Origin of the sequence: Phaeobacter sp. JH20_29 (assembly GCF_048056175.1) — a bacterium.
Lineage (GTDB): Bacteria > Pseudomonadota > Alphaproteobacteria > Rhodobacterales > Rhodobacteraceae > Phaeobacter > Phaeobacter bryozoorum.
In genome coordinates this window covers 46,808-63,506 of record NZ_JAYMWO010000003.1, presented here as the reverse complement: position 1 = coordinate 63,506, position 16,699 = coordinate 46,808, and the positions used below count along the sequence as shown (strand labels likewise).

The 16,699-nt window shown below is 63.0% G+C and carries 14 protein-coding genes; 8 read left to right on the top strand and 6 right to left on the bottom strand.

All coding sequences use genetic code 11. The features are described 5' to 3' along the window. Window positions 1-47: 47 nt before the first annotated feature. Window positions 48-2,216 (bottom strand): catalase/peroxidase HPI, encoded by a 2,169-nt coding sequence (gene katG / locus VWZ85_RS01535; RefSeq protein WP_416586741.1) that lies wholly within the window; start codon window positions 2,214-2,216, stop codon window positions 48-50. A 258-nt stretch (window positions 2,217-2,474) separates the two neighbouring features. Here katG and VWZ85_RS01530 point away from each other — a divergent pair, with 258 nt between their 5' ends. Together VWZ85_RS01530 and VWZ85_RS01525 are read left to right on the top strand one after the other, a co-directional pair. Beyond that, a complete protein-coding gene (locus VWZ85_RS01530) occupies window positions 2,475-3,413 on the top strand; it encodes a hydrogen peroxide-inducible genes activator (protein ID WP_416586738.1) in 939 nt (312 codons plus the stop codon). 97 nt (window positions 3,414-3,510) lie between these two features. Further along, on the top strand, window positions 3,511-4,968 hold the full coding sequence (locus VWZ85_RS01525; RefSeq protein ID WP_416586736.1) for a multicopper oxidase family protein: 1,458 nt from the start codon (window positions 3,511-3,513) through the stop codon (window positions 4,966-4,968). A gap of 78 nt (window positions 4,969-5,046) precedes the next feature. On the opposite strand, the gene VWZ85_RS01520 is transcribed toward VWZ85_RS01525, so the two are convergent. The 3 genes from VWZ85_RS01520 to VWZ85_RS01510 are packed head-to-tail and all read right to left on the bottom strand — an operon-like array spanning window position 5,047 to window position 7,482. Further along, window positions 5,047-5,889: a DUF1206 domain-containing protein gene (locus VWZ85_RS01520; protein WP_416586733.1), complete on the bottom strand. Its 843-nt coding sequence runs from the start codon at window positions 5,887-5,889 to the stop codon at window positions 5,047-5,049. A 60-nt stretch (window positions 5,890-5,949) separates the two neighbouring features. Next, entirely contained in the window at window positions 5,950-6,147 is a 198-nt protein-coding gene (locus VWZ85_RS01515) for a hypothetical protein (RefSeq protein ID WP_416586730.1), read from the bottom strand. Between the two features lie 57 nt (window positions 6,148-6,204). Further along, window positions 6,205-7,482, bottom strand: coding sequence for a replication initiation protein (locus VWZ85_RS01510; RefSeq protein ID WP_416537900.1), 1,278 nt, complete (start codon window positions 7,480-7,482; stop codon window positions 6,205-6,207). A gap of 793 nt (window positions 7,483-8,275) precedes the next feature. Between VWZ85_RS01510 and VWZ85_RS01505 the strand changes: the two genes are divergently transcribed. From VWZ85_RS01505 to VWZ85_RS01490, 4 genes are all read left to right on the top strand, one after another. Continuing rightward, window positions 8,276-9,646 (top strand): AAA family ATPase, encoded by a 1,371-nt coding sequence (locus VWZ85_RS01505; RefSeq protein WP_340547776.1) that lies wholly within the window; start codon window positions 8,276-8,278, stop codon window positions 9,644-9,646. 1 nt (window position 9,647) lies between these two features. Further along, window positions 9,648-10,730: a ParB/RepB/Spo0J family partition protein gene (locus tag VWZ85_RS01500; protein ID WP_416586727.1), complete on the top strand. Its 1,083-nt coding sequence runs from the start codon at window positions 9,648-9,650 to the stop codon at window positions 10,728-10,730. A gap of 182 nt (window positions 10,731-10,912) precedes the next feature. Beyond that, entirely contained in the window at window positions 10,913-12,928 is a 2,016-nt protein-coding gene (locus VWZ85_RS01495) for an ATP-binding protein (protein ID WP_416586724.1), read from the top strand. 315 nt (window positions 12,929-13,243) lie between these two features. Next, on the top strand, window positions 13,244-14,179 hold the full coding sequence (locus tag VWZ85_RS01490) for a hypothetical protein (protein WP_416539698.1): 936 nt from the start codon (window positions 13,244-13,246) through the stop codon (window positions 14,177-14,179). Between the two features lie 43 nt (window positions 14,180-14,222). On the opposite strand, the gene VWZ85_RS01485 is transcribed toward VWZ85_RS01490, so the two are convergent. Both VWZ85_RS01485 and VWZ85_RS01480 read right to left on the bottom strand, forming a co-directional pair. Beyond that, entirely contained in the window at window positions 14,223-14,636 is a 414-nt protein-coding gene (locus VWZ85_RS01485; protein WP_340547772.1) for an SRPBCC family protein, read from the bottom strand. Further along, the gene (locus tag VWZ85_RS01480) at window positions 14,633-14,983 is read right to left on the bottom strand and encodes an ArsR/SmtB family transcription factor (RefSeq protein ID WP_416537861.1); all 351 of its coding nucleotides are present in this window, start codon (window positions 14,981-14,983) and stop codon (window positions 14,633-14,635) included. Before VWZ85_RS01480 ends, VWZ85_RS01485 begins: the two co-directional genes overlap by 4 nt. Before the next feature lie 295 nt (window positions 14,984-15,278). On the opposite strand from VWZ85_RS01480, the gene VWZ85_RS01475 reads away from it, so the two are divergent. Then, on the top strand, window positions 15,279-15,845 hold the full coding sequence (locus VWZ85_RS01475) for a hypothetical protein (RefSeq protein ID WP_340547770.1): 567 nt from the start codon (window positions 15,279-15,281) through the stop codon (window positions 15,843-15,845). Window positions 15,846-15,946: 101 nt separating this feature from the next. Then, window positions 15,947-16,699, top strand: a complete 753-nt coding sequence (locus VWZ85_RS01470) for a MipA/OmpV family protein (protein ID WP_340547769.1) — start codon at window positions 15,947-15,949, stop codon at window positions 16,697-16,699.

The window sequence follows — 16,699 nt, the reverse complement described above, 5'->3', positions numbered from 1 at the left end:
CTGCCGGACGGGGTCGTTTAGGTCATCATCCGTGAAATCGGATGGGGTCAGTGCAGATCGAACCGGTCGGCGTTCATCACCTTGGTCCAGGCTGCGACGAAATCCCTGACGAATTTCTCGCGGTTGTCATCCTGGGCATAGACCTCGGCATAGGCGCGCAGGATGGAATTGGAGCCGAACACCAGATCCACATTGGTGGCGGTCCATTTCACATCGCCGCTCTGGCGATCCGCGACCTCATAGACCTCATCGCCCGCCGCGCGCCAGACATTGCCCATGTCCAGCAGGTTGACAAAGAAATCGGTGCTCAGCACGCCTTCGCGGTTGGTAAAGACCCCATGCTTGCGGCCGCCATGGTTGACCCCCAGCACCCGCAGGCCGCCGATCAGAACCGTCATTTCCTTGGCGGTCAGCCCCATCAGATGGGCCCGATCCAGCATCATCTCCACCGCCGAGGCGGAGAAATCGCCCTTCAGCCAGTTGCGGAAAGCATCGTGAACCGGCTCCAGCACCGCAAAAGAGGCAACATCGGTCTGCTCGGCGCTGGCATCGCCACGACCGGGGGCAAAGGGCACCTCGGAGGCGAAACCGGCAGCCTCGGCGGCGGCCTCAATCGCCACAGCTCCCCCCAGCACGATCACATCGGCAAGGCTCGCGCCGCTCTTTTCGGCAATCCCTTCATAGGTTTCCAGCACGCGACCCAGACGCTCCGGCTCATTGCCAACCCAGTCCTTCTGCGGCGCCAGACGGATCCGGGCGCCATTGGCCCCGCCGCGCAGGTCAGATCCACGGAAGGTCCGCGCGCTGTCCCAGGCGGTGGCGATCATATCGGCCTGCGACAGGCCGCAATCGCGCAGCAGCTGCCTGGTCGCGGCCACGTCATAGCCGGTGCTGCCAGCGGGCACATTGTCCTGCCAGATCAGATCCTCCTGCGGCGCCTCCGGGCCGATATACCGGTTGCGCGGCCCCATATCGCGGTGCAGCAGCTTGAACCAGGCGCGGGCAAAGACATCCGCGAAATAGGCCGGATCCTTGTAGAACCGTTCGGAGATCTTGCGGTATTCCGGGTCCTTGATCATCGCCATATCCGCATCGGTCATGATCGGGTTGTGACGGATCGAGGGATCCTCCACATCCACCGGCTTGTCCTCTTCCTTGATGTTGACCGGCTCCCACTGCCAGGCGCCTGCCGGGCTTTTCTTCAGCTCCCAGTCGTAGGTGAACAGCAGGTAGAAATAGCCGTTGTCCCATTTGGTCGGATTGGTGGTCCAGGCGCCTTCGATGCCGCTGGACATGGTGTCGCGCCCATGGCCGGTGCCGTTGCTGTTGCTCCAGCCCAGACCCTGTTCGATCAGGCTGCCGCCTTCGGGATCATTGCCAATGGCATCGGCGCGGCCATTGCCATGCGCCTTGCCGATGGTGTGGCCCCCTGCGGTCAGCGCCACGGTTTCCTCGTCGTTCATTGCCATACGTTCAAAGGTGATCCGCACATCCTGCGCCGTGCGCAGCGGATCCGGTTCGCCGCCGACACCTTCGGGGTTCACATAGATCAGGCCCATCTGTACGGCCGCCAGCGGATTGGCAAGCGAGTCACGATCCGCGCCATCCTCATAGCGCCCTGCGGCCAGCCATTCCTTTTCCGCGCCCCAGTAGACGTCTTTTTCCGGCGACCAGATATCCTCGCGGCCAAAGGAGAAACCATAGGTCGGCAAGCCAACGGACTCATAAGCAATATTGCCCGCCAGTGCGATCAGATCGGCCCAGGACAGGCTGTTGCCGTATTTCTGTTTGATCGGCCACAGCAGACGGCGCGCCTTGTCCAGATTGACGTTGTCCGGCCAGGAGTTCAGCGGTGCAAAGCGCTGGTTGCCGGTGGTCGCCCCACCCCGGCCATCCGCCGCGCGGTAGGTGCCGGCCGAATGCCAGGCCATCCGCACCATCAGACCCGCATAGGTGCCCCAATCGGCGGGCCACCAGCTCTGGCTGTCGGTCATCAGCGCCGTCAGATCCGCCTTCAGCGCCTCAACATCCAGGGATTTCACCGCCTCGCGGTAGTCGAACCCCTCGGGCATCGGGTCGGTCTTGCGGTCGTGCTGGTGCAGGATGTCGAGGTTCAGCGCATTGGGCCACCAATCTGCCACACCGGCGCTGGTGTTGGTGTTGCTTCCGTGCAGAACCGGGCATTTTCCGCCTGTGTTTCCGTCACCTTGCTGCATGTTGTCTCTCCTGGGTCTTGGGTCATGACGCACCGGCATTCCTCCCTGACAATACGCCGGGACCGGGCCTCTCCGGGCAAAGGCTAGCAGTGGATCGTGATTATAAGAAATGATAAATCAGGATTTCTTATATAGGAAATAGCTATCAGAAATTCCCCGTCCCCTGCTGTCGCCCACCCTAGCACATGCCACCTGAGTCGGGGCGAGAACCTGATCGGCACAGCTTGCCTGCCTTCGTAAAACCGGATTAAAAACCGCATGATGATAGACGCCCCCTATAACACCAGCCTCACCCTGCGACAGCTGCGCTTCCTTGTGGCGGTTGCGGATGAGCTGAACTTTTCCCGCGCCGCCGCCAGATGCTTTGTCAGCCAGCCGACGCTCAGCGTCGGCCTGCGCGAGCTGGAAGAGCGGCTCGGCGTCACCCTGGCAGAGCGCACCAAACGCTCGGTCATCCTCACCCCGGTCGGCGCCCAGATTGCCGAACGCGCCCGCAAGCTGTTGCAGGACAGCCGCGAGATCGAGGAGCTTGCCGCCGCTCAGGCCAGACCCGAAGGCGGCACCCTGCGGATGGGCGCAATCCCCACCATCGGTCCCTTCCTGATCCCCCGCGCCATGCCTGCGCTGAAATCCAGCTTTCCCGATCTGCAACTCTACCTGCGCGAGGAACTGACCGGCCAGCTGCTGGAAGGCGTCCACAGCGGGCGGCTGGATCTGGTGATCTATGCCGAACCCTATGCCGCCTCCGGGCTGGAAACCCTGCATCTGTTCGACGACGGCTATCACCTTGCCGCGCCGCCGCCCGCCTCTGACCTCAGCGCCGGGGCCGACACCGCCCTTCGCGGGGCCGATCTGGACGGGCGACAGCTGCTGTTGCTCGAACAGGGCCATTGTCTGCATCATCACGCGCTCAGCGCCTTTCCCGATCGCGATATCCAGCGCGACGACAGTTTTGCCGCCACCTCGCTCTCCACCCTGATCTCCATGGTGAGCGAGGGGCTGGGGATCACCCTGCTGCCCGATCTCGCGGTCGATGCCGGGGTTGCGGCGGGACAGGATGTGGTGATGACGCCGCTTGCCGATGCCTGCCCGCGCCGGGTGACCCTCGGCTGGCGGCCAACCAGCGTGCGCGCCGATCTGTTCCGCAAGATCGGCACCGTCCTGCGGCAGGCCCGCGGCTCGCTGACCGGCGCATAGAGGGCGGGTAATTCCGCCGCAGCCCTGTCGCCGGATCTTACACCCGCCAGCCAAACCCGCTAGCCTGCCCGCAGCCTCTCCCGCAACCGGTAGAACCATGACTGCAGACAGACCTTCGCCCCGCCTGAGCCGCCGCCGCGCGCTGCAATTGACAGGGGCCGCCGGGATGCTGGCGCCACTGGGGCTGGCGGGCGCACAGCTCACCACCCCGGCCAGGGCGCGGGCCAGCGCCCAACCCACGGCGGTGCCTCTGCCGATCCACATCCAGCGCGCCCGCTATACCATCGCCGATCAGCCCACTGATGATCTGATCTCGACCCGCCCTGACGGGCCGCCGCCGGTCATCCGCATTAAACAGGGTCAGCCCTTTGCCGCGCGGGTCACCAATACCCTGCCCGATTACACAGCGATGCACTGGCACGGCATCCGGCTGGACAATGCCATGGACGGGGTGCCCTATCTGACGCAGTTCCCCATCGGCGAGGGGGAGAGTTTCGACTACCACTTCACCCCGATGGATGCCGGCACCTATTGGTATCACCCGCATTGCATGACGATGAACCAGATGGCCATGGGGCTGACCGGCGTGCTGGTGGTGGACGAGGCCGAAGACCCCGGATTTGACGCCGATATTGCCCTGAACCTGCGCGATTTCCGGCTGCGCCCCAATGGCGAATGGCTGAAGCTGTGGACTGCGCGCGGGGCGGCGCGGGCGGGCACCTTTGGCACCATCATAACCGCCAATTGGGACAGCGACCCGACCTATGAGGCCCCCACCGGCGGGCTGGCGCGGCTGCGGCTTGCGGCCACCGATACCACGCGGATCTACAAACCCTTTGTGCTGGGTGCCTCCGGTCAGGTGATTGCCGCCGATGGTCACCCGCTGCGCGAGGCCATCAACTGGCCCACGGATACGGCCCCTGCCCTGCTGTCACCCGGCCAACGTCTGGATATCGCGGTGCAGATGCCCCGCATCGAAGGCGCCTATGTCGATGTGATGACCGACTTTCCCGGCGGACCCCGCCGTCTGGCCCGGATCCGCGCCACCGGTCCCAGCCTTGGCCGCGATCTGGCCGAGCAGTCGCCGCTGCCCGCCAATGACGTGCCTGAGCCGGATCTGACCAAAGCGCGCACCGAGGATCTGGTTTTTGGCTGGACGCCCGAAGGCGGCGCGCAGGAGAACGGTTATTGCGGCTCGCTGGGCTATAGCTTCTGGTCGATCAACCGCAAACCCTGGCCCGGTGACGCTGCCGCTCCCGAGACCCCCGGCGCCGCCCCGCTGCTGGTGCTCAACCGCGGCGAAAGCGTGATCCTGCGGCTGCGCAATGAAAGCCCCAACGCCCATCCGATCCACCTGCATGGTCTGGTGTTCCGCCCGCTGCGGTCGAACCGGCGCAGCCTGCCGTCCAACTGGACCGATACCGCGCTGCTGCTGAAGGATGAAATCATCGAGGTGGCACTGGTGGCCGACAATCCCGGCGACTGGGCGTTTCACTGCCATGTGATCGAACATCAGAAAACCGGGCTGGCGGGCTATATCCGCGTGCTGGCCTGACCTCCCGGCTCCGCCCCTGCGCGGAGAGGCACGCGCCGGTGTGGCGCGGTCGCATGATCGCTTGGTCGGGGAACGGCCTTAGCCGTTCAGCAATTGCCGCAGCGACGGCGTGCCGGAGGCATCGGCCCGTGGCACGATCCGGTAGCGCGCGTTGACAAAGCAGAACAGGCCAAACCCCAGAAGACCAAGGCAGAGGGCAATCACCAGCGCCTGGCCATAGGCTTTGGATTGCAGCCAGTCAAAGGCCGACCCCAGACCACCCGCCTCGCTGCGGGAGGAATAGGTGGCGGCCTGTACGATCAGCAGGCCGATGATGCCCACTGCAACCCCCTGCCCGGCCAGCCCGATGCGCAGCGCCATGTTCAGATGGCGGGTGACCGGGTTGCCCTGTAGATGGTCAAGGTAGCCCTGCGTCCAGGCCTTGTGCAGATAGTAGAAGCCGACGGCGATGGTGATCACCCCGATGATCCCCGCCGCCAGCTGACCCATCGGAGAGGCAAACAGCTGCTGTACGACGCCAGTGTCGCCACCGCCCCGGCTGACCCCAACCGCAACAATGATGGCAAGCGCGGCCAGCCCCAGATGCACCAGACCGGTGATGATCATCCCGGCCCTTGCCACCACTCCTTTGAGGTCGCTGCCATAATCTTCAAGATCCCAGATCCCGTCCACGGCCCTCCAGATGGCATAGGCCAGCATCGCCAGCGCGATCACCAGCAGCACCGCGATGCCCCAGCCGCTGCGAAACCGCTGCATCGTCTCGGCGGTGCCCTCCGCCTCTCCGCCATTCAGGATCGACCAGAGCGACAGCCCCGCAACCAGCAGGTAGACCAGCCCGCGCCCGGCGTAGCCCGCCCGCATGATCGGCACGGCCCAGGCGAAATCACGGGTGGAATGATCGGTGGTGCGGTCTGCGGACATGGCGAGGGTTCCTGACGATGGTGCCTGCGGCATAGGCAGGTGAAAAATGACAGCGGGCGGTCACGACCCCGGTGCGGCGGGTCGAGCAAACGGCGCGACAGATCCGACCCCTGCAGGATCCAGCGCCTGCGCTCCGCCCGCGCGGGCCGGTTGGGTCAGCATCGACAGCAGGATCAGGGCGGCAAGACCCGACAGCAGGACCGCCAGCAGCGTCCGCAGCAGGCTCAGCGCAAAGGGGTTGAATAGAAAATAGACCATGCCGGACCAACGCGGCAGACCGCTGTTGGTTCCCTTGCGCCCCCTGCCGGGACCGCGCTAGCTGTCGAAGGCCTCCGGCTCCAGCTCACGCCAGAAGGCGATGATGGCCGCAGCATTGAGCGCCGAGCGCCAGCCGTGCTGACGGAAATGCTCGCGGTCCAGATCGCTCTCCAGCCGCGACAGGAACAGCCGTTTGTCTGCGTCACGCTGGGTCGGGTTTCGCCGCGAAACCAGCGCCTCGACAGTTTCCAGATGCCGCGCCCGGTCCCGGCGGGCTGCGGCGCGGGCGTCAAAGGCGGCGGCCTCTGCGGCGGCCTCCGCCTCGCGTGCCAGACGGGCCTCGCGGATGCGGGCCTCCTCCTCGGCTGTGATCGGCGGCGGGGTTCCGGCCTCTGCTGTCGCGCTGTAATCGCCGTCAATCGCCGCCCGCAGATAGCCAAGCCGCGATTTCACCGCGCCCTGCCCGGCCACGTAATCCAGTTTTTGCTGAACGTAATCCGGCCCGTGTTCGGTGATCCATTGCCGCGCCAGACGGTCTGACACGCCCTGCCCGCGCAGCGCCTTATAGACCGGTTGCTGGCGCAGCCCGTCGCTGTCGTCGATCTGGAACATCGCCATCTGCGGATTTTCACGGATCAGGAAACGGATTTCGCTGACCGCGCGGCCTTTCTTGCGGGTCTGCGGCTCGATGATGATATCGGAGGATTTATTGACCTCGGCCACCGCCGGTTTGATGATCTTGGCGTTGAGATGTTTGAAACTCTCATAGTAGGCGGAGCCATCCACCCCCATCAGCTTGCGAAAGATATCGAGCCCCCACCAGCCGGTCGATCCGGTGCGCACAAAACGATAGCAGTTTTCATAAAGCGCCAGCCCGTGACCGGAGCTGAAATTGCGCTGAATCTTGACGTTGATCAGGGCAAAGATCTTGGGGTCGTGCAGTTTCTTGGCCAGCTCCGGCGAATAGGCATATTCGCAGATCCCATTCTTCAACTTGGCAAAGCTGAGCAGTGACGAGACGCCCCATTCCTGATGGCCCTGTTCGTCCAGCATGTCCCATTCGGCAACGGTTTCGGCCAGCGCCCGCAGGCTGGCGCGCAGACTGTCGATATCGTTGGAGTTATACCCCACCATCATCGCCAGAGTGCGCGCGTCGATGGTATGGCTGCGCGCCGAGGTCAGTGTATCATAGGCATTGAGCAGCAGCACATTCGACAGCTTGCGCTGCAACAGCGTCAGCTTGCCGCTGATATGGATCGCGGCGACATTCTTCTTGACCGTTTCGCGGGTCAACGCGCCGGTCAGCCGCTCTGTGTCAAAGCCGGGCTCTGCCATGGAATCACTGCCTGTCATCATGGGCCTCAATTGCGCCATACCCTGCCACAAAAGGAACCTATGCGACAACCGCACATGGGTTCCTTTGTTATTACGTCGGCCGACATTTGTCTTTGGCACCGGTTCCGGGCAGCGGCCACCGCCACGCCGAAAGGGACCCGTTCACGGGATCAATCGTGGCAAATGACGCCCTGTTGCGAATCGCGGCGATGCCCCATGATCGCATGATCCGACCCGCCGTTGCGCGGCAGAGGCCCAGAGCGCGCGCTGGGGGCGCAACAGGGATTTCCGCCAATCAGTGTCAAAAATGGCGCAACAGGCTCTGTTTTATGGCTGTCATTCGGTCTAGCATCGGGCTGGCAACACCTCTGACACCGGACTGCCGATGTGCAGCGCCATCCTGAGAATCGGCGCCTTTTGCCCCGCCTTCAGGCGCCTGTTATCCCGCATACGGGTGCCTTTCATCCCGTGTCCAGGTGCCTCTTGTACCGGATGCGGGTCCCCAAACTGGGGTAACTGACTGTAATTGAATGTTAAACCGGAACCAAAGACTCTAAAGATTCTAAAAAATATAAACGTTTAACTGTCATCTATTTTTGAGTTTTCCAAGGAAAAGCCGAACGTTTCGCGGCGAAACCGGGCGGAGGTGAATTGAAGCACCTGCAAAAATTGCCCTTGCGGGTCCATATGACCTAGGCAGCCTGCAAGATGTTCCCTATTCTCTGGCATATAAGCGCAAATAGAAAACACGCGCGATAACACGCATCCACATGCACCGAGATCGAGCCGCAACATGACATCGCCTCCCCTGCCCCCGTATTTCAATCTGGATCCCAAACAGGCCGCCGCCAAACTGCCGGATCCGATCCAGACCACACGGTTCGCCAAGGCCGCCGCCATGTGCACCAAAGGGCGCGAGGATCTGGCCCGGCGCGGCTATGCGCCCGACGGCGAAAAACGGCTGCGTAAATTCTCCACCTGGGAGATCACCCGCTATCTGATCCCGGTCGCGCCACAGCATCTGCGCCGGGTGTTGAAGAACCACCCCGACCTGCCGCAGGGCGAGGGAGAAGGCGGCTCCAAATGGTTCACTCTGGAGGAGGTGCTGGCGCTGCGGCGGCATTTTGCCTCCGAAGGGATCTCGACCAAGGAATATCTGCCCTACCGGCCCAAGGGCGTGCCGGCCAAGGTGACGGCGGTTGCCAATTTCAAAGGCGGCGTTGGCAAGACCTCGACAGCGGCGCATCTGGCGATGTCGGCTGCGCTGGATGGCTACAAGGTGCTGGTCATTGATCTGGACAGCCAGGGGTCGATGACCTCAATCCTGGGCGGCAAGGTTGAGGACGAATGGTCCACCGTCTTTCCGCTGATCGCCAAGGATTACGCCAAATCCGTGGTTGCGGAAAACGCCGTGCGCGCCGCCGCCGGAGAGCCGGAACTGCCGCTGGATGAGACATTGAACGAGGCGCTGCGGGTTTCGTCGCGAAACGTCATCCAGAAAACCCATTGGTCGAATATTGATCTGATCGGCGCGCAGCTGAACCTGTATTGGGCGGAATTCCAGATTCCGGTCTGGCGCATGGGGCTGCGCAGCTGGCCGCTGTGGGATGCGCTGAGCAACTTCCTCGAGCAGGAGGGCATTCTGGACGATTACGATATCGTCTTCCTCGACACCCCCCCGGCGCTTGGCTATCTGACCATCAACGCGCTGGCGGCGGCGGATATCCTGCTGGTGCCGCTGGGGGCATCGTTTCTGGAGTTCGACTCTACGGGTCGGTTCTTCGACATGCTTTATTCCACCTTCGCCTCCATCGAGGAGGGCGAGAATATGGCACAGCGCGCGGCGGGTTTGCCGGAAATTAAATTTGAATGGGATGTAGTAAGGGCGCTGATCACGCGCTTTGACGCCAGTCAGCAGACGGACATGGCGAATGTGATCCAGGCCTATTTCGGAGATTTCATGAACGCCTACCGTCAGGATGTCACCGCCCTTGTTGGGCAGGCGGGAGAACAGGTGAATGGGATCTACGAAGCAGACTATCGCGACTTCAACCGCGATACCTATGTACGCGGTCGCGAAACCTTTGATCGGACCTATGCGGAGTTCAAGGAGCTGCTCATCGGCAGCTGGTGGCGTGACACCCAGATGGAAGAGGCGGAGTAACATGGCAAAACGCAGACGGCTGAGCGCCCCCGACGCGTCCGAAATCGAAGCCATCGAGGAGGGTTTCGCCGCGAAACCCGGCATCAACCCCTTTGACCCGGCGCCCGGTGGCGTCCCGGCCAGCGCGCCGCCGATTGCCAAGGTCTCGGCCGAGGCGGCACAGCTGCGCGGGATGGCGGCGGTGGCGGACCGGGTCGAGATGGCCCGCGACAAGGCAGACGCCGAACGCTGGCGCGCGGCTGAGACTGCCGGGGAAACCGTGCTGCGCATTCCGCTGGCAGAGATTGACCGCGACTATCTGCGCCGCGACCGGATGCAGATCGACGAGGAGGAGCTGGACGAGCTGATCAGTTCTATCCGCGCCCATGGTCTGCGCAGCCCGGTTGAGGTGATTGCGCTGGACGATGGCTACGGTCTGGTGTCGGGCTTTCGCCGTCTGGAAGCCTATGCGCGGCTGAACCGGAGCGAAGACGGGTTTGCCGAGATCCCCGCGTTTCTGCGGCGGGGCGCGGACAGTGCGGGCGCCTATGTGGCGATGATCGAGGAAAACGAGCTGCGCGCCAATCTGACGCCCTATGAACGCGGGCGCATTGCGGTGCTGGTGGCGGGGCAGGGGGTGTTTGCCTCGGTCGAGGCGGCGGTTGAGGCGCTGTTTGCGGCGGCTTCCAAGGCGAAACGCTCCAAGGTGCGCAGCTTTGCCGCCGTGCATGAGGGGCTGGGCGATCTGCTGCGCTATCCCAATGCGCTGTCGGAGAAGGCCGGGCTGAAACTGGCAGCGGCGCTGCGGTCGGGCGGGCAGGGCGCCCTGCGTGCCGCGCTGGCCGGGGTGGATCCGGCGGATGAGCGGGCGGAATGGCGGCTTCTGGAAACCGCGCTGTCGGATATGGACCCGGTGGCGGAGGCCAAGCCGCGTGGTGGGCGCCCCCGGCAGGTCACCCGGCTGGCCGCGCGGCGGCTGCAATCGGGAGGGGACCTGTCGGCTGAGGTGGCGCCGACGGCGGTGCGAATCGACCTCAAGGGCCGCAGCCTCGACCCCGCGCAGGTGGAGGCCCTGCTGGCATTGATCGAGGATACCCTGGACTGAGGGCTGCCCGGAATGGCCGCTCACCCGTCTGTTCTGTTCGCCCCAGCTGTCGACCTCGGCGGCTGGGGCGCTTTTTACGGGGATTAATGGGTAAAACTGTAGGTACCGTCCCGTTTTAACGATAGGTTCAGACATTTTTGGCCAGATGGGTGGCTTGAGGGGTATGCACAGCGGGACGGCACTTGCAGGTACTATTTACATTCACGATGCGGCGCCTGGCGGTATTGCTGTTCTTCGCTCTCGTCGGTGCTCCGACTTTGGCCAGCATGGGGCAGGCCGAACCGATCCGGATGACCTATGAGGAATACCCGCCCTATTCCTTTACCGATATTGACGGATATCCAAAGGGCGTGTCGATCGACCTGATGCGGCATATCGCCAGCGCGGCGGGGCGGGAGGTCGTGTTTCAGCCCAACACAAACCCGGCCGGTATGCTGGATGAGCTGCGTCTGGGCCGGGCGGATGTGACATCGCTTCTGGCGCTGACGCCGGAGCGGTTGAGCGCCGGGCTGGCCACGCGCACGCTTGGATCGTTTGAGATGCGGGCCTTTGTCCGCAAGAGCGATCAGATCTACGAGCTGGATGATCTCGCTGGAATGGATATCGGCGTGGTCAGCGGCAGTTTCGCCGTTGACGGTGCCCGCCAGATCCCCTTCACCGAGATGGTCGAATTTGCCTCGATGGACACCCAGATCCTGCCGTTTCTGACCGGTGAGATTGATGTGGTGGTGTCAGGCCACAACAGTTTCCTGCGGCGGCTGCGTATGGCTGAGGTTGACGACCATGTCCGGGTGCTGTCACCGCCGCTGGTCAGCAGCCCCTATGGGTTCCTGGTGGCGCCGGGGCAGGAGGCGCTGCGCGATGAGCTGGACGCCGCCATCGCCGCAAGTGTTGACGCCAACTTGCTGCGCGATCTGGACAAGAAATGGTTTGGCCAGTCGCGCACGATCTGGGACAATATTCTGGTGCGCTGGGGCCTGCTGATCGGTGCCGTTCTGGTGGCGGTCATCCTGACGCTGGGCTATTGGTTCCATTATTATCGCAACAAATCCAATCAGTTGCTGAGGGATCGCGCTGGCGACCAACTGCTGGTTGAGGCACTGGATGAGGTGGCTGCGGCCATCGTGATCTATGATCACAACCTGCGGGCGGTGCATTGGAACCATGGGTTTGAACTGATCTTTCCCGGCATGGTGGCGGCCCTGAAAAAGGGCGCGACGATGCAGCAGATGATCGTGAAATCCTATATGGATGGCACCATCGAAAACCCCTACACCGATGCGCAGATTGTATCCCTTGTTGATCAGGTTGTTGAGGATCTGCAGCGTGGAAGATCCGAGCCACGGACAGTGCGCGCGACGGATGGCCGGGTGTTTCAGGCCCGCGATGTCAAGCTGGGGCCCCGGCATTTTGCCTCCCTGCGGGTGGATGTGACCCGCTTGCAGGAACAGCAGGATCTGATTGCCGCGCAGGCCCGGTCGCTGGAGGTGGTCAACGAGGATCTGCGCACCTTCTCCGCCATTGCGGCACATGATCTGAAGGCGCCTTTGTTCAGCCTGCTCAACCTGATTGATTTCGTGGCCGAGGACATGCAGGAAGCCGGGATAGATCTGCCCGACGGCGTCCGCTCCAACTGGGTTGAAATGGAACGCCTGTCGCAGCGGATGATGCAGCTGGTGCAGGATCTGCTGGTCTATTCCACCACCCATAGCGAGAGCCATCAGGCGGAGGTGATCGAGCCATCGCAGCGCCTGCATGAGGTGCTGGAACTGGCAGGACCGCGCGCCGGTTTCGAGGTGATCATCGAAGCGGGGATGCCGGAACTACAGGTCAATCCGATCGCCTTTGACATGGTGATGCGCAACCTGATCGCCAACGCCTTTCAGCATCACGACCGGGAACGCGGCCATGTGGTGCTGAGCGCGAAAACCGGTCCCGATGCGGTGACGATCTCGGTGCGCGACGATGGTCCGGGCATCCCGGAGGAACACCGCGAGCGGATCTTTGCCCCGTTCCACCGGCTGTCCTCCTCGACCGAAGGCAGCGGGCTGGGGCTGGCGTTTATCAAGAAAACCGTGGAGAGCTGGGGCGGAACCGTGCAGGTTTCGGCGGCCCAGCCTCGTGGTGCGGTCTTTGAGGTGAGTTTTCCTCGCCCCCTCGCGAAGGGTGACGCCGCGCCGAAGCAGCTTGTCGGCTAGACCTGTTCCGGGTCAGCTGCGCGCTTGGGATCCATAAATTCAGACTCTAACAAGGGCATTACAGACCAATCCCTGCGGTTGCATTGACTCTTCTTCCGCGGGCTGGCTACACACGGGCTGACACTTGATCGGCCTGGCCTGCGTGCGGCGGCTGCATTAAGGACAAAATTGGGACAAAACAAAGACAAACACCCCGTTAATTATGGTCTTAAGGGCAACCTTATTGTGACATCGGGGCTGGGGCGGCCTGTTATGGGCCGCGGGTTGTGATCCGGCGACCCCCGGCGCGCGACGACACAAAGGCGGAGTTTGACGATGACAGAACCGCAGACCATCTCTGGCGTGCCCGGCTCCACATCTGGAGGCGGGGCAGGAGATCTGACGGTTGCGCTGCATATCGGGGCGCCGTTTACCGATGAGGATCAGCTGATCTGGTCGCTGCGCCGGGATTCGGCGCGGCTGTTGCAGGATGGCGTGCTGGTGCGCCGACCGGGAACCTATCTGAAAGACCTGACCGATCTGAAGGGCCGCGCCGCAAAGGAGGGGGTCAGCGACGAGGCGTGCGAAGACTTTCTCGAGGGGGTCCTGCGCGACGCGGATCCGGCGCGGGTGGTGCTGTCGATGTCAGCGATTCTGGGCGTGCCGGCCTGGATGCTGAATGATGGGCGGCTTTACCGCAATGCCGGTGCCAATACCGCCGCGCTGCGGGCGGTGTTCGCCGATCATCGCTGCGAGTTTTTCCTGGGTCTGCGCAATCCGGCGACGCTGGTGCCTGCCGGGTTTGCCGCGCAGTCGCAGAAGGATTGGTACGGGTTTGCCGGGGATACCGACCTGATGGAGCTGCGCTGGTCAGAGGTGGTCGGCGATATCCTGACCGCAAATCCCGATTGCGCGATCACCGTCTGGTGCAATGAGGAAACGCCGGTGGTCTGGCCGCAGGTGCTGGGACATGTCACCGGGTTGGGCGCGGGCTACCGGTTCACCGGTGAGACGGATATTCTGCGTCAGGCGATGACGGAGGAAGGCACCCGGCGGCTGGAGGCCTATCTGGCCGAGCGTCCGAAGCTGTCGGAACAGCAGCGCAATCAGGTGCGCGAGCTGTTCCTGTCCTATTTCCACGCAGAAGATGCGGTGGAAGAGGAAATTGACCTGCCGGGCTGGTCGCAGGGGTTCGTCGATGAGATGACAGAGCGCTATTTCGCGGATATCGATCTGATCCGCAGCCTGCCCGGCGTGACCGTTATCGACTGAGCCTTTGACCTGTGCGAACGGCAGGTCCGGCCCGCTGCGCTGCTCAGCTGTCGTGGGCGGAGGCCCGCATCCGGCCCAGATGTTCGTCCCATCCCTTGTCCAGCGCCAGCAACAGGTCAAAGGCCTCGACCCCCTGTGGCAGGCCGGTGTGGGTCAGCGACAGATTGGTGCCGCCGGGCACCTCCTCTAGCGTCCAAGAGACGGTGCTGGTGCCATCGCCCATCGGCGCGATGGTAAAGCTGTAGTCAAGGCGGGTGAAGGGCTCCGCCAGCAGCACCTCGCCCCACATCAGCCGCTTGCCGCTTTCGGTGCCGAACATCTCATAGGGGCCTTCGACCAGCGGGGTCTGGGGTTTGTGGAACCAGATCGCCAGTTTCTCCGGCTCTGTCAGATAGGCCCAGACCTGGGCCGGGGTGGCCCGCAGATAGATGGATTTGCGCAGGATCGTATCGGTCATTGGATGTCCTTTTCGATTTCGGATTTGAGCGTCGCAAGGCGGTCGTCCCAGAAGGCATCAAAGAAGCCGAACCAGTCGAACACCTGCCGCAGCCCATCCGGGTTGAGGTGATTGAGCCGGGCGCGGCCCTCGGTCTGGACCGAGATCAGATTGCCCTCGTCCAGAATGGTGAGATGTTTCTTCACCGCGGCGCGGGTCATCTGAAAATTCTCCGCAACCTCGGCGATGGTGAGGCTGTCCTGCGCCAGCAGCCGGAGGATCTGGCGGCGTGTCGGATCCGCCAGGGCGCGAAAGGCCAGTTGCTCCGGCTGCTGGTGGTTCTGCTGGTCCGGCGTCTGCTGTGACATGGCGGTATCTGCTCCCTATATGATACCGTTTGGTATCCTTTTAATATGATACCTTATGGTTTCACGTCAAGCCTGATTCTGCGGCATCGCGCCGGACCCCCCCGCTGGTCGGGGGCAAAACCGTGCTGTCCGGCGTCCTGTCCTGCCGGGACGGGCAGTCTGGCGTCCTTTCCGGCCCGGTTGGACGACGGAGCTGCGCGGCTCTGGCTAGGGTCAGGGCGAGGCGGCGGATGGCCTGCCCTCTACAGCCCTGCTGTTGCGCAACCGGAATATCTGACCAGAGAGAGACCCCGCCATGCTCAGACCTTCGTTTCAGTCCCGTTATCTGACCTCTGCGCTGCGGCGGTATCGGCGCGCCGTGCCGCTGCTGCCGGTGGTGTTCTGCATCGCACTGGGGTTTGCCATCGGGGCCACCCCTGCGACCAGCGCCGGAACCGGCAGCGATGACATCCAGCCGCGCGACGGGCATTGGCTGGCGCTGATGCAGTTCCGGTCGGTCAGCGGCTGTTCGGCGACGCTGCGGCGCGAGATCGAGTCCGATGCAAAGGATGAGGTGCTTTATTCCAAGCCCCTGCATTTTTCCAAACCACTGGATCTGAACCAGCTCAATGCGGCCTGGGAGGTTGATATCAACTGGACCCGCACCAGCCCCAACCGCTGGGAAGGGGTGATGACCGAGGTCGAGCGCACCCTGTTCGGCAAGGTCACCACCGTGACCGAGTTGCAGACACGGGTGATTTCGGAGGGGCTGATTGATCAGAAGGCAGTGGCCACGATCAGCTTTCCGCCGCGCATGGTCCGGCAGATCGGTTCAGCCGAGCCTTGCGTGGTCCATGCCGATATCACCCACCGGCTGCGCTGATCCGCAGCTGGCCAGCATCGCCCACGCCTGACGAGGGCGCGCCGGGGCGTCCCGAAATCCATACCCAAGACCTAAAACACGATCTGAAAAAGGATAAGACCATGAATTTTTATCGCAGCGCTGCTCTTGTGACCGCGTGTAGTCTGGCGGGCGCATCTGGCGCCGCCGCCGAGGGGCTGTTTTCCAACGGCCAGTTTACCCTCGGGCTGGGGGCGTTTGCCTCCTCCGACCTTTACAAGGGCGAAAGCACCGAAGCCGCCGCCCTGCCGTTTGTGTCCTATGACAGCGACCGGCTGCATCTGGGCTGGGACGGGGTCGCCTATCATATTCTGAACAGCGAGGACCTGCAGGTTTCGGTGCGCGTGGGTGCGGGCGAAAAGCCGGATTACCCAGAGAACAAGCCGCTGTTTGCCGGGCTGAAGCGCAGCACACCGATCGAGGCTGGGTTTGACATGACCTATCGTTTTGACGGGTTCTATGTGGCGGGCAGCGCGATGGTGGATGTCTCCAATGAGCATGACGGCTATCACGCGGAGGCCAAATTCGGGACCGAGTTCCAGATGGGCCAGCTGGGTGTCGATATTGGCGCCGGGGCGCGGATGCGCGACGGCAAGCTGAACAACTTCCTTTACGGGGTGTCCGCCAGCGAGGCGAACGCGCAGCGGGCCGCTTATGATGTTGGCTCCACCACCGAGCCGTTTGTGGATATGACCATGGTCTACCCGATCAGCGACACGTTGTCGGTGCTGGGGACGGTGAATTATCAGCTGATCGACAAGAAGGTTCACGACAGCCCGCTGACCAATACCAAGGACAGCTATTCGGTCGGGCTTGGCCTGATCTACAGCTTCTGA

Coding starts and splice junctions, on each gene's coding strand:
- katG (WP_416586741.1), bottom strand. CDS start 2,216: ATGCAGCAAGGTGACGGAAACACAGGCGGAAAATGCCCGGTTCTGCAC.
- VWZ85_RS01530 (WP_416586738.1), top strand. CDS start 2,475: ATGATGATAGACGCCCCCTATAACACCAGCCTCACCCTGCGACAGCTG.
- VWZ85_RS01525 (WP_416586736.1), top strand. CDS start 3,511: ATGACTGCAGACAGACCTTCGCCCCGCCTGAGCCGCCGCCGCGCGCTG.
- VWZ85_RS01520 (WP_416586733.1), bottom strand. CDS start 5,889: ATGTCCGCAGACCGCACCACCGATCATTCCACCCGTGATTTCGCCTGG.
- VWZ85_RS01515 (WP_416586730.1), bottom strand. CDS start 6,147: ATGGTCTATTTTCTATTCAACCCCTTTGCGCTGAGCCTGCTGCGGACG.
- VWZ85_RS01510 (WP_416537900.1), bottom strand. CDS start 7,482: ATGGCAGAGCCCGGCTTTGACACAGAGCGGCTGACCGGCGCGTTGACC.
- VWZ85_RS01505 (WP_340547776.1), top strand. CDS start 8,276: ATGACATCGCCTCCCCTGCCCCCGTATTTCAATCTGGATCCCAAACAG.
- VWZ85_RS01500 (WP_416586727.1), top strand. CDS start 9,648: ATGGCAAAACGCAGACGGCTGAGCGCCCCCGACGCGTCCGAAATCGAA.
- VWZ85_RS01490 (WP_416539698.1), top strand. CDS start 13,244: ATGACAGAACCGCAGACCATCTCTGGCGTGCCCGGCTCCACATCTGGA.
- VWZ85_RS01485 (WP_340547772.1), bottom strand. CDS start 14,636: ATGACCGATACGATCCTGCGCAAATCCATCTATCTGCGGGCCACCCCG.
- VWZ85_RS01480 (WP_416537861.1), bottom strand. CDS start 14,983: ATGTCACAGCAGACGCCGGACCAGCAGAACCACCAGCAGCCGGAGCAA.
- VWZ85_RS01475 (WP_340547770.1), top strand. CDS start 15,279: ATGCTCAGACCTTCGTTTCAGTCCCGTTATCTGACCTCTGCGCTGCGG.
- VWZ85_RS01470 (WP_340547769.1), top strand. CDS start 15,947: ATGAATTTTTATCGCAGCGCTGCTCTTGTGACCGCGTGTAGTCTGGCG.